The organism is Paraburkholderia elongata, from assembly GCF_013177735.1.
In the GTDB taxonomy this organism is placed as follows: domain Bacteria; phylum Pseudomonadota; class Gammaproteobacteria; order Burkholderiales; family Burkholderiaceae; genus Paraburkholderia; species Paraburkholderia elongata.
Window position 1 is genome coordinate 1 of the sequence record NZ_WOEZ01000226.1, and the last position, 12,297, is coordinate 12,297.

At 63.8% G+C, this 12,297-nt stretch carries 8 protein-coding genes, 1 pseudogene and 2 riboswitches; of the genes and pseudogenes, 7 read left to right on the forward strand and 2 right to left on the reverse strand.

Annotated elements, in window-relative coordinates:
• Positions 1-315 precede the first annotated feature (315 nt).
• A complete protein-coding gene (locus GNZ13_RS39800; protein WP_172175534.1) occupies positions 316-1,371 on the reverse strand; it encodes an ABC transporter substrate-binding protein in 1,056 nt (351 codons plus the stop codon).
• A gap of 173 nt (positions 1,372-1,544) precedes the next feature.
• Positions 1,545-1,678, reverse strand: a riboswitch (guanidine-I (ykkC/yxkD leader).
• 116 nt (positions 1,679-1,794) lie between these two features.
• Positions 1,795-2,163: a helix-turn-helix domain-containing protein gene (locus tag GNZ13_RS39805; RefSeq protein ID WP_172175536.1), complete on the reverse strand. Its 369-nt coding sequence runs from the start codon at positions 2,161-2,163 to the stop codon at positions 1,795-1,797.
• Positions 2,164-2,319: 156 nt separating this feature from the next.
• On the opposite strand from GNZ13_RS39805, the gene GNZ13_RS39810 reads away from it, so the two are divergent.
• The 7 genes and pseudogenes from GNZ13_RS39810 to GNZ13_RS39840 form a co-directional block, all read left to right on the forward strand.
• The gene (locus GNZ13_RS39810) at positions 2,320-3,240 is read left to right on the forward strand and encodes a sugar phosphate isomerase/epimerase family protein (RefSeq protein ID WP_172175538.1); all 921 of its coding nucleotides are present in this window, start codon (positions 2,320-2,322) and stop codon (positions 3,238-3,240) included.
• A gap of 9 nt (positions 3,241-3,249) precedes the next feature.
• Positions 3,250-4,308: an isopenicillin N synthase family dioxygenase gene (locus tag GNZ13_RS39815; RefSeq protein ID WP_172175540.1), complete on the forward strand. Its 1,059-nt coding sequence runs from the start codon at positions 3,250-3,252 to the stop codon at positions 4,306-4,308.
• 513 nt (positions 4,309-4,821) lie between these two features.
• Positions 4,822-4,979: riboswitch (guanidine-I (ykkC/yxkD leader) on the forward strand.
• A gap of 57 nt (positions 4,980-5,036) precedes the next feature.
• Positions 5,037-5,792 carry an urea amidolyase associated protein UAAP1 gene (locus tag GNZ13_RS39820; protein WP_172175542.1) on the forward strand — a complete coding sequence of 252 codons (756 nt, stop codon included), beginning with the start codon at positions 5,037-5,039 and terminating at the stop codon, positions 5,790-5,792.
• 11 nt (positions 5,793-5,803) lie between these two features.
• Positions 5,804-6,460 carry an urea amidolyase associated protein UAAP2 gene (locus GNZ13_RS39825; protein ID WP_172175544.1) on the forward strand — a complete coding sequence of 219 codons (657 nt, stop codon included), beginning with the start codon at positions 5,804-5,806 and terminating at the stop codon, positions 6,458-6,460.
• The gene (gene uca / locus GNZ13_RS39830) at positions 6,457-10,107 is read left to right on the forward strand and encodes an urea carboxylase (protein ID WP_172175546.1); all 3,651 of its coding nucleotides are present in this window, start codon (positions 6,457-6,459) and stop codon (positions 10,105-10,107) included. The genes GNZ13_RS39825 and uca overlap by 4 nt, the downstream gene beginning before the upstream one ends.
• Complete coding sequence (atzF, locus tag GNZ13_RS39835) at positions 10,104-12,023, forward strand: allophanate hydrolase (RefSeq protein WP_172175548.1); 1,920 nt, start codon at positions 10,104-10,106, stop codon at positions 12,021-12,023. The genes uca and atzF overlap by 4 nt, the downstream gene beginning before the upstream one ends.
• Before the next feature lie 77 nt (positions 12,024-12,100).
• Positions 12,101-12,297 (forward strand): annotated as a pseudogene (locus tag GNZ13_RS39840) (ABC transporter permease); the annotation flags it as partial.

Genomic DNA, 12,297 nt, shown 5'->3' on the forward strand with positions numbered 1-12,297 from the left:
AATCCACTCCTTACGTTGAAGCCGCCACAGCGCGATCCCATCACAGCACCGCACGTTTGCTAAAGCGTGCCCGCGAAAAAGCATCCTGATCCGTGTCCCTATGTGCAAAGACCTTGAAAGGGCTGGGCGTGAGACCCCAACAAAGTTCAGCATGCATGCTGGACCCGCTGCACCACTGAAGCAGGGATTCGCGGACAGCGCGCGGCACAGTCGGAAAACTTCTCCTGAGCGCCCGTCTTCGCCGTCCGAGGCGAATCCGGTACCTTTCAGAAGAAGATGCACCGACTCAATCAGAATGTGCGTCGGGCTCGGCGCTTACTGTTGCTGATTAGTAAGCGCCGGGTCGAGATAGGCATTCACGTTCTGCGATTGCTTGTAGACCGCGTTGCGCACGTTGAACTTGTCCGCGTTCACGCTCGAACCGTACACCGAGTCCAGCCCGTCACCCTTGACGAAGGCCTTCCTCGCCGCCGCCGCGTCGAGCAGATGCGTGCCTTTCAGCAACGGCAGATACTGCGCGGGCGTCAGGCCGACGCGCGCGGACATGATCTTGACGGCATCCGGCTGCGTCTTCGGATCGTTGATGTAGGCCACGCAGCGATACCAGACCTTGATCACCTTGGCCCAGTCGCCCTTGCGCGACTGCAGACTGACCGGATTGACCGTGATCGCGTCGTAGATCAGGCCCGGCGCGTCGGCCGAGGTGAAGATCGGACGTGAGCCGGGCACGCGCTTGAGTGCTTCGCCCGCGGTCGGCTGCCATGCGCCGACCGCTGCGACGTCGCCGGACGACGCCAGCACCTGCGGCAACTCGTTCGTCTTCGCGTTGACGAGCGTGATGTCCGATTCCTTGAGCGCGTGCTTCGCGAGCGCCGTGTCCAGCAGCAGGTGATCGACCAGACCCATTTCGACGCCGACCTTTTTGCCCTTGAGCCCATCCACCGTGCGAATCGGCGGCTTGGCCACGATCATGTCGTTGCCGCTCGAGTAGTCGGTCAGAAGAATCATCACGTTTTTGGCACCGCTTGCGCCGGTGACCAGCGCATCGCCGTTGGTCGCGCCGACCGCGTCGAGCTTGCCGGCGGAGAACGCGTCGAGCGAGGCCGAGTAGTCGAACCATTGGAAATTGACATCCACGCCGGCTTCCTTGAACCAGCCTTTGTCGATGGCAATCTGGAAGGCGACGAAGCCGGGCCAGTCGCTATAGCCGATAGCGAGGGGCGCAGCCGCTTGTGCGGGTGTGGCGCCGAGACCGGCGAGACCCACAGCAAGCGCGGCGGCAGCGCCGGCGATCGCGCCACGCACGCGGCGCGACGAGGCAAGGCTGCTCCGTAAGGTGAGGGACGTACGGGCGGATTCGAAGCGTTTCATCGTTTTCTCCAGGAGACCGGTCAATTGCGATTGTTGAGTTGGACCGCGCGGCGACTGCGCGATAAAACAACATGACCGGTTCCCGCGAGAATCCGAACGGTGCGGACACTGCGCGAAAACTGCGGGAGACAAACGCCGGCCACGGAGAGGCACGATAGGCATCGCTATCGCCAATCTCCCGGGCTTTTGTCCCGCCGTGTAGTGCTGCCAGCTCGTTCCCGGATCAAGCCCGAGTCGAACCAACCGGTGCACCGGGCTGCTCTCGGACCAGACATTCTTGCGAACCGGAACCCTAGCATCCCTAAGATGCGACGCTGCCGCACCTCTCGGCGATTAATCTAGCGAGAAATATGCCAGACAGGCTGCGTGATACTCCGAGACGCTGTTATGCGCATGCTTCAACGCGAATCTGGCGCCAAGGGTTCAATCCAGCGCGGCAAAGCGTTGATGCACGTAGGCGAGAAACTGCTCGAGGCGTTCCTCGATCGATGCTGCGAGACTGATCCGCTTGATGCGGCGATCCGCTTCGGAACTCGTCTCCAGCAGCCAGCCGGCGTCGATCAGCTCCTGCACATAGCGAACCGCAGTGCGGCGGCTCACGCCAGGCATGAACTCGTAGAGCGCCGTCTTGGCGAAGTCATCTTCCGGCTCGACCCACATCCGGCAAAACAGATCGCTGTAGTTGAGGTCGTTCAACCCCAGATCGCCGAAATGCGCGGACCACTGCCAGTCCATGTCAAGAATGGCGCGCGCGACAGCTTGCCCCTTGTGACGCGCAAGTTTCTTCTTCATCGATTCACCACGAGGAGGAGGGGCGCACAGTTTAAGTGCTAATTGCGCCGGAAATCGGGCGCGCCTGAATGATGGACGGCGACGTCAAGATATTTTATTGGCGAACGAATTTCATGTGTACCATTGCATGCAATTTTGCATGCAATCGGAGCGGCGATGAAATTCGAACTGTTCAAGACGTTCTGGGGATTCGACGGTGGTGCGCATGATGCCGCACCGCTGGTGCGCGCAGCCGGCTTCGACGGCATCGAAGCGCCGGTACCGGCGGGTGGCGCCGAGCGTGAAGCGTTTGCGCAGGCCGTAGCGGACGAACGTCTCGCGTTTATCGCGGAGATCACGACGGCGGGCAGCTACGTGCCGGAGCGCTCTGCCACGCCGGCCGACCATCTGCGCGACTTCGAAGAAAAGATCGTATGGGGCAAGCCGCTCAATCCGCGCTTCTTCAACGTCATGGCAGGCTGCGACGCGTGGCCGGCCGCGACACAAGTGGATTTCTTCGCACGCGCGGTGGAGATCGCCGCGAAGCACGAAGTGACCTGCAGCTTCGAGACGCATCGCGGCCGCTCGTTCTACAACCCATGGATTACCCGCGATGTCGCGCGTGCGGTGCCGGAACTCAAGCTGACCTGCGACTTCAGCCATTGGGTGTCGGTGTGCGAGCGTCTGCTCGACGGCGAATGGGACACGATCCTCGAGCTGGCGCCTCATGCGCATCATCTGCACGGGCGCGTTGGTTATCCGCAAGGTCCGCAGGTTCCGCATCCGGCTGCGCCCGAGTACGCGGATTGCCTCGCCTCGCACCAGCGGATCTGGGAAGCGCTGTGGAGCGCACAGATCGACAGGGGCTACACCACCACTACGATGACGCCCGAGTTCGGCCCCGATGGCTACCTGCACACCTTGCCGTTCACGAATGCGCCGGTGGCCGATCTATGGGAGATCAACACGTGGATGGGGCGTGAAGAGCGGCGTCATCTCGCGGCGTTTTTTGCCGGACGCGAGGCGCATGGCGGCCTGCGAACCGAACCGCAAACGCATTCGCCGACTCGCTCGCCCATCGAACCGCAGCACGCATAGGTCAACTTCATGAGCCAGACCCACACCCGTTTTGACCGCCTGCCCGTCGTCGATGTCAGCGGCCTCTTTAGCGACGACCCGGACCAGCGTCTTGCAACTGCCCGCGAACTCGACAGCGCAGCGCGTGACGCGGGTTTTTTCTACGTCACCGGCCATCAGGTCTCGCGCGCGCAGCAAGCTGCGCTAATAGAACAGGCAAAGCAGTTCTTCGCCGCCCCCGACGACTGGAAGATGCGCTATTACATCGGCAAATCGACCGCGCATCGCGGCTATGTACCCGAAGGCGAAGAGGTGTTCGCGGGCGGCAAGCGCGACAGGAAAGAAGGGTTCGATACGGGTCGGGAACTGTCGCCCGACGACCTCGACGTCAAAGCCGGCACGCCGATGCTCGGGCCCAATCTGTGGCCTGAGCAGCCGGGTTTTCGTGAAGCGGTCGGCGGCTATTACGACGCGGCGTTCGCGCTCGGCCGTGCGTTGTTCCGTGGCTTCTCGCTCGCACTCGGCTTGCCGGAAACGCATTTCGACAGGTATTTGCAGAAACCGCCGAGCCAGCTGCGCCTGCTTCACTATCCCTTCGACCCGTCCGCGGAAGACCGGCCGGGCATTGGCGCGCATACCGACTACGAGTGCTTCACAATCCTGCTGCCGACCGCCCCCGGCCTCGAAGTGATGAACGGTGAGGGTGAGTGGATTGACGCGCCTCCGGTCGACAACGCGTTCGTCGTGAACATCGGCGACATGCTGGAGGTGTGGACGGGCGGCACGTACGTGGCGACGTCACATCGCGTGCGCAAGGTGAGGGAAGAGCGCTACTCGTTTCCGCTCTTCTTTGCCTGTGACTATCACACCGTGGTTGCGCCACTGCCGCAGTTCGCGACAGCCGAGGCGGTGGCGAAATACCCGCCGGTTTCGGCGGGCGATCATCTGTTCGCGCAGACGGCGCAGAGTTTTACCTATCTGAAGCAGCGTCTCGAACGTGGTGAACTGGCGTTGCCGGAAGGGTCGAAGGGTCTGGCGAGCTTTGGGCAACAGGCACGCTATGCGGGCGCTGAGCAGGATGTTGCTTGAGTGAGGGCACTCATTAAGGCCCTGCGTGTGGCCGCCCCGGGAGCGCGTTTAGTGCCGGTCATCTGACCGGAACGCGCTTGCAAGACACAGGTTCTCGACCACCGCGCCACCTCGTCTACGAGCGGCGCCGTTGCTTTTGCAGTTCGATGAAACGTGCCGACATGAGCGTGTAGAGCGTGCGGCGAAGCGTGGCAAGCGTGAGCATGGTCGGATGAGGGCGGTGAAGAGTGTGACGCCTTATCATGCACACACCGTGCCATCGTACAGAGCCCCTACGCCGCGTGAGGAACGTAGTTGCGCGGCCCAATCATGGTGCTTCGCGCATTCAACTGGTGCCGGTTTGCCCTCAGCCGTGGTGCGTGCGCCATCAATCGGACCCACCCACCGGCCGTCGCCTTGTTCCGCCGATAACATTCAATCCCTTGCCACGATGCGCCTGCGGCCTCGGCAACATCAGGCTGGCACGCAACTCGCTTAGCTATGCAGCGAGAGGTGCGAAGTAATTTGCATCATCTTCAGGATCGCTAGGGTTCCGGTCGTCCCGCTTTAAAGGCTTTTAGATGGCTTTGAGGCGCACGCACGATGTCTGGTCCGAGAGCAATCCGGTCTTGCCGTTCACCTTCTTTCAAGGCGCCGGCGAGGCTCCACGGAGGGATAAAAGCCCGGGAGGTCGCGATGTCGGTCAATCGCCCTCTCATGCTTTTTCCCAACCGATACCTGGAGCCTCCATGTCGACGCAAATCCCAGTCGATCTCGTACCGATCCCGCATGTGTTGTGGGAAACCGTGATTCCTGCCGGCACGCACTGGTCTGGCGTGCTGCGCCGTGGCATGGCGCTACGCATCGTCGACCTCGAGGGCGGCGCCAATCTGGCCACTGTGTTCTACCGGCACGACGAGCCGCTCGAACGCTACAACATGGCCGATACGCTGAAGGCGCAGCACACTGCGCATCTGACGCGCGGCCACGTACTCTATTCGGATATGGGCCGCGTACTCGCCTCGATCACGGCCGACACGCTCGGCTGGCACGATCCGTTGGGCGGCCTCGGCGATGCCGAACTGTTCGCGGGCAAATACGGCGTGGCCCGCTATCAGCAACATCGCAATGCGATGATCCGCAACGGCCGCGACAGCCTGCTGCTCGAACTGGCCAAGCACGGTCTGGGCACGCGCGATCTTGTCGCCAATATCAACTTCTTCAGCAAGCTCGCCATCGGCGAGGATGGCTCGCTCGACTTCGTCGCGGGACATTCCACTGCCGGCGCGGCGTTCGATCTGCGTTTCGAAATGGACACGCTCGCTGCGTTTTCCACCGCACCGCATCCGTTGAACCCTTCCTCCGAATACGAGCCGAGGCCCGTCAAGCTGATCGCGTACCGCGCGTATGCCGCCGATGCCTCCGTACCGTCCGACGATCCCTGCCGTTGCGCCTGTCCCGAGAATGAGCGCGGCTTCGTCAACACCGATCGTCTGTTCGTTTGAGGAGACCCGCGATGCCCATCATTGAAAGCAAGCTCGATATCCGTCACGCGGTCTACGACCTCACGCTGCCGTCCGGCGAGCCGTGGCTGCATGAAGTCAAGCGCGGACAGCTGTTCCGCATTCTCGATCTGGAAGGCAATCAGGCCGTCGACACACTGTTCTATAACAGCGCCGATCCGCTCGAACGCTACAGCGCACAGGACACGATTCGTGCGCAACGCAACCTCTATCTGTCCGCCGGCAGCGTGCTGATGTCGAACCTCGGCAAGCCGATGCTGACCATCGTCGCGGATACCTGCGGGCGGCACGATACCCTCGGTGGCGCCTGCGCGGCCGAGAGCAACACGGTCCGTTATGCGCTCGACAAACGCCATATGCACAGCTGCCGCGACAGCTTCCTGCACGCGCTTACGCACTGCACGTGCGGCGTGGGCACGCAGCTCACCAAGCGCGACATCGTCAGCAATATCAACTTCTTCATGAATGTACCGGTGACGCCGCTCGGCAAACTGACCTTTGAAGACGGCATTTCGGCGCCGGGTAAATACGTCGAAATGCGCGCCGAGATGGACGTGACGGTACTGATCTCGAACTGTCCGCAGCTGAACAATCCCTGCAACGGCTACAACCCGACGCCCGTGCGGCTGACCATCTGGGACGCCCAATGACAATCGACAAAGTCCTGATTGCCAATCGCGGCGAGATCGCCTGCCGCGTGATTCGCACGCTCAAGCGCCTCGGCATTGCGTCGGTGGCGGTCTATTCAGAGGCCGATCGCCACGCCATGCACGTGATGCTCGCCGACGAAGCGGTCTGCATCGGCCCGGCGGTGGCGGCCGCCAGCTATCTGGATAGCGCGGCGATTCTCGAGGCGGCGCGCGCCACCGGCGCGAATGCCGTGCATCCCGGCTACGGTTTTCTCTCGGAGAATGCGGCTTTCGCGCAGGCATGCGAAGACGCGGGTATCCGTTTCATCGGGCCGCACCCCGCGCAGATGCGTGAATTCGGCCTGAAGCACACAGCACGCGAACTTGCGCGAGCCAACGACGTGATGTTACTACCCGGCACCGGTCTGCTGCCTGACGTGGCCACCGCGTTGAGCGAGGCCGAGTCGATTGGCTATCCCGTGATGCTGAAAAGCACCGCGGGCGGCGGTGGCATCGGCATGTCGCTGTGTCGCGATGCGGCCCAACTGGAGAGCGTGTTCGCATCGGTCGCGCGGCTCGGCGAGGCCAACTTCGCGAACGCAGGCGTGTATGTCGAGAAGTTTGTCGAAAACGCGCGCCACATTGAAGTGCAGATTTTTGGCGACGGCCGCGGCGGAGTGATCGCGCTCGGCGAACGCGACTGCTCGGTGCAGCGGCGCAATCAGAAGGTGATCGAGGAGACCCCCGCACCGGGTTTGACTCAGGCCGAACGCACAGCCCTGCATGCGAGCGCCGTGCGCCTCGCGCAGGCTGTGAAGTATGAATCCGCCGGCACGGTCGAATTCGTATTCGACGCCGACACGCGGCGCTTCTATTTTCTCGAAGTGAACACGCGGTTGCAGGTCGAGCATTGCGTCACGGAGGAGGTGACGGGTGTCGATCTGGTCGAGTGGATGATCCGTCAGGCAGCGGGCGAGCTTGCGCCGCTCGATACGCTTGTGCCGACGCCCAGCGGGGCGAGCATCCAGGTCCGCTTGTACGCCGAAGATCCGCACAAGCAGTTTCAGCCGAGCGCGGGCGTGCTGACGCATGTCGCTTTCCCCGCCGATGCGCGGGTCGACACATGGGTCGATGCCGGCACCGAAGTCAGCGCGTTCTACGATCCGCTGCTCGCGAAGATCATCGTCAAAGGCGCAACGCGCGATGCTGCGCTCGCCGCCATGCGCGCCGCGCTGGAGCACACGCAGCTCTACGGCATCGAGACGAACCTCGATTATCTGCGCGCCATCGCCGGTTCGGCGACCTTCACGCGAGGCGAGCAGACCACCGCCTTCCTCGCGCGCTTCATGTTCGCGCCGCACACCATCGACGTGCTCGACGGCGGCGTGCAGAGCACCGTGCAGCAAACGCCGGGACGGGTCGGCTACTGGGACATCGGCGTGCCGCCGTCTGGCCCAATGGACGATCTGTCGTTCCGGCTCGCCAACGAACTGCTCGGCAATCCGGCCGACGCGGCGGGACTCGAATGCGCGATGGTCGGCGCGACGCTGCGCTTTAACACCGCGACGCTGTTCGTGCTGGGCGGCGCGCCGCTCGCCGCCACACTCGACGGAGAACCGGTCGCGCTGTGGCAGGTGATGCGTGCACCGGCAGGCTCCGTGCTCAAGCTTGGCGGCGTGACGGGCGCCGGTATGCGTGCCTGTCTCGCGCTCAAGGGCGGCTTGCAGGTGCCGGACTATCTCGGCAGCAAAGCGACCTTTACGTTGGGCCATTTCGGCGGCCACGCGGGGCGCGCCTTGCGCAAGGGCGACGTGCTGCATCTCGCCGCCGACGCAGGCCGTGGCGAAGTAGGCGCGCAACTCGATTCCGCGCGTGTGCCGGTGCTGACGCACGACTGGACCCTCGGCGTGCTCGACGGTCCGCACGGTGCGCCGGACTTCTTCACACGTGACGACATCGCGATGCTGTACGGCACGCGCTGGACGGTCCACTACAACTCCAGCCGCACAGGGGTCCGGCTGATCGGTCCGAAGCCACAATGGGCGCGCACGGACGGCGGCGAGGCAGGGCTGCATCCGTCGAATATTCACGACAATGCGTATGCAGTCGGCGCGGTCGATTTCACCGGCGACATGCCGGTGATTCTCGGCCCGGACGGTCCGAGCCTCGGCGGCTTCGTCTGTCCGGTGACGGTGGTGGGCGACGAGCTGTGGAAGCTCGGGCAACTGCGGCCGGGGGATACGGTGCGGTTCGAGCCGGCTCGCACGCAACCGCCGCTGACGGCGTCAGCGGCACCTACAGCAACCGCAGCAACCGCAGCAACCGCAGCAACCGCAGCAACGATAAACCTCAGCACGCACGATTGCATTCTCTACAGCGATCCATCCGCAGGCGAGGGCACAGGCGTGGTCTACCGCCGCTCGGGCGACCAGAACGTGCTGGTCGAATACGGCCCGCTCATGCTGGACCTGAACCTGCGCTTTCGCGTGCATGCACTGATGAACTGGCTCGATGCACACCGGCTGCCCGGCATCGTTGATCTCACGCCGGGCATCCGCTCGCTGCAGGTGCATTTCGACCCGCGCACGCTGTCGCACGACACCTTGCTCGTGCATCTTCAGCAGGCCGAGCGCGAATTGCCCGCCGTCGACGATATGCGCGTGCCGAACCGCATCGTGCATCTGCCGCTGTCATGGGACGACCCGTCGACGCGGATCGCGATCGAACGCTACATGCAATCGGTGCGGCCCGATGCGCCGTGGTGCCCGAGCAATATCGAGTTCATTCGCCGTATCAACGGTCTCTCCAGCATCGACGACGTGAAGCGCATCGTGTTCGACGCGCGTTACCTGGTGATGGGCCTCGGCGACGTCTATCTCGGCGCGCCGGTGGCGACGCCGCTCGATCCGCGTCACCGGCTCGTCACGACCAAATACAACCCCGCGCGCACCTGGACGCCGGAGAACGCAGTGGGGATCGGCGGCGCCTACCTCTGCGTGTATGGCATGGAAGGGCCGGGTGGCTATCAGTTTGTCGGCCGTACCGTGCAGATGTGGAATCGCTATCGAACCACGCGCGAATTCGAAGCCGGCAAGCCGTGGCTGCTGCGGTTTTTCGACGAGATCCGCTTCTACGAAGTCAGCGAGGCAGAGCTTGCGGAGTTGCGCGCCGACTTCATCGCGGGCCGCGCGAGTCTGAAGATCGAGGAGTCAGTGTTCGACCTCGGTGCGTACAACCGCTTCCTGAAGTCCGAAACCGAATCGATCTCCGCCTTCAAGCAATCGCAACAGGCGGCGTTCGACGAAGAGCGCGAGCGCTGGAATGCCGCCGGGCACGCCGAGTATGTCGGCGAACCGGTCAGCGACGCGGATTCGGTGGCCGGCAACGGAACGGGCGACGCACTTGCGGCGGGTCAGCAAAGCATCGTCGCCGAAGTATCGGGTAGTGTCTGGAAACTGCTCGTCAGCGAGGGAGAGCGCGTGAGCGAGGGGCAGGTGGTGGCGATCGTCGAATCGATGAAGATGGAAGTGTCCGTTGCCGTCACGGAAGACGGTGTGATCGAAACGATCGATTGTGCGGCCGGCGCGGCGGTTGTCGCGGGTCAGCGGTTGATGGTGCTGCGTGCCGGCGTTGCGGCCGGCGCCACAGAGGAGGCTACGTGCAAATGAAACAACACGGCGATCTGTTCGAATCGATGTCGATTGCAGCGCTGCAATCGCGTTACCGCGATGGCAGCCTCACGCCGGCGCAACTGGTTGACGCGATTGCTGCGCGCACCTCGGGGGACGACCCTCATCACGCGTGGATTCGGCCGCTGAGCCGCGAGGAGATGATGCGCTACGCCGATGCACTCGAAGGCCGGCAAGGCGTGGATACGGACGCACTGCCGCTCTACGGTATTCCGTTCGCGATCAAGGACAACATCGATCTCGCTGGGATCCCAACGACGGCCGCGTGCCCCGCGTATGCCTACACCCCCGACAGAAGCGCGGCAGTCGTACAGCGTTTGATTGCGGCCGGTGCGATTCCGATCGGCAAGACCAACCTCGATCAGTTCGCAACCGGTTTGTCCGGGCAGCGTTCGCCGCACGGCGCATGCCGTAACGCCCTCGACCCGCGTTACGCGTCGGGGGGCTCCAGCTCCGGTTCGGCGGTGTCGGTCGCGCTCGGCCTCGCGGCGTTTGCGCTGGGCACCGACACCGCCGGCTCGGGACGGGTGCCGGCTGCGTTTCACGGCCTGCTCGGACTGAAGCCGACCAAGGGCGTGCTGAGCACGCTCGGCGTGGTGCCGGCCTGCAAGTCGCTCGACTGCGTGTCGATTTTCGCGCGCTCGGCGAACGACGCGCACCGCGTGTTCGAGGTGGCGCACGGCGTTGCTGAAGACGATCCGTACGCGCGCGAGTTTCAGCCGCTCGATCAGCCGGGGCCGGGACCGCTGCTGCAGTCGCCGCCACGCTCGCTGACTCTGACGGCGCGCGCATCGGCGCCGCGGGATTCGCCACCGTCGTTGCGCGGCGTGCGCTTCGGCGTGCCGCGCGCCGACCAGCTCGAATTTTTCGGCGACAGCTCATATGCCCAGGCCTTCGACGCGGCGCTGACACGCTTACGTGAAGCCGGCGCCGAGCTGATCGAGATCGACTTCGAGCCGTTCCTTGCCACCGCGCGGTTGTTGTACGACGGGCCGTGGGTGGCTGAGCGGCTCGCCGCGCTCCGCGAGTTCGTCGACACGCAGCCGGACGCGCTGCATCCGGTGATTCGCGAGATCATTGGCGGCGCGACACGTTGGAGCGCAGCGGACGCGTTCGCCGCCTTTGACCGCCTTGCCGTCCTGCGCATGCAGGCTGGCCGGGTGTGGCAGCAGATCGACGCGATGGTCACACCGACCTCGGCCACGACCGCCACGGTCGACGAACTCGAAGCGGATCCGATCCGTGTTAACTCGCGCTTCGGCTACTACACGAACTTCGTCAATCTCCTCGATCTGTCCGCACTCGCTGTGCCGGCGGGTGTCTGCGCGAGCGGCGTGCATGCCGGGTTGCCATTTGGCGTGACCTTCGTCGGTCGCGCGCATCAGGACCTCATGCTGCTCGATCTGGCGGGAGCCTGGCTTGGTGAGACGTCGAATGGACAGAGGTTGCGCGCGGTGCAGACGGCTGGAACAGGTGGCGAGGGCCAGCACGCGACCGTGCGGATCGCCGTGGTCGGCGCACACCTCAGTGGCGAGCCGCTCAACGGGCAACTGACACAACGAGGCGCACGCCTCGCTGCGCGCACCACTACCGCGCCGACCTACCGCTTATACGCGTTGCCCGCGGCGACGGAGGGTGCTGTCGCGAGGCCGGGTCTCGTGCGCATGGCGACCGGTGGCGCAGCGATCGAAATCGAGGTGTGGGACATGCCGCTCGCAGCGTTCGGTGATTTCGTCGCAAGGGTACCGTCGCCGCTTGGCATCGGCACGCTGACACTCGTGGATGGTATGCAGGTTCACGGTTTCCTGTGCGAAAGCGTCGCGCTCGACGGCGCGACCGACATCACCGCGTTCGGGGGGTGGCGCGCCTATCTCGCGAGCCGTCATGCGCGATGAGCAGCCTATGTCGAATCCATTCAACCTCGACGACAGTGCATAGGTCGGGGCAATCGAACCATGCAACGGAGGATCTCATGACAATGATTAACCGGACCGAATGGTTCGCAGTGCGCCGCGAGCTATCCTTGCGCGGCAAGTGGATATTGGGCGTCGGCTCGTTTCTGCTGCCGCTTGCCGTGTGGTGCGTGCTCAGTTATGTGCCGTTTGTCTGGCATCCACAGGTGCTGGTCACGAGCCCGGGCAGCGTCGACTATTTCCAGAGCGGCATGCG

Bases quoted from the DNA above. Each gene is read 5' to 3' on its own strand.
- GNZ13_RS39800 (WP_172175534.1), bottom strand. From the start codon at position 1,371: ATGAAACGCTTCGAATCCGCCCGTACGTCCCTCACCTTACGGAGCAGC.
- GNZ13_RS39810 (WP_172175538.1), top strand. From the start codon at position 2,320: ATGAAATTCGAACTGTTCAAGACGTTCTGGGGATTCGACGGTGGTGCG.
- uca (WP_172175546.1), top strand. From the start codon at position 6,457: ATGACAATCGACAAAGTCCTGATTGCCAATCGCGGCGAGATCGCCTGC.
- GNZ13_RS39805 (WP_172175536.1), bottom strand. From the start codon at position 2,163: ATGAAGAAGAAACTTGCGCGTCACAAGGGGCAAGCTGTCGCGCGCGCC.
- GNZ13_RS39815 (WP_172175540.1), top strand. From the start codon at position 3,250: ATGAGCCAGACCCACACCCGTTTTGACCGCCTGCCCGTCGTCGATGTC.
- atzF (WP_172175548.1), top strand. From the start codon at position 10,104: ATGAAACAACACGGCGATCTGTTCGAATCGATGTCGATTGCAGCGCTG.
- GNZ13_RS39820 (WP_172175542.1), top strand. From the start codon at position 5,037: ATGTCGACGCAAATCCCAGTCGATCTCGTACCGATCCCGCATGTGTTG.
- GNZ13_RS39825 (WP_172175544.1), top strand. From the start codon at position 5,804: ATGCCCATCATTGAAAGCAAGCTCGATATCCGTCACGCGGTCTACGAC.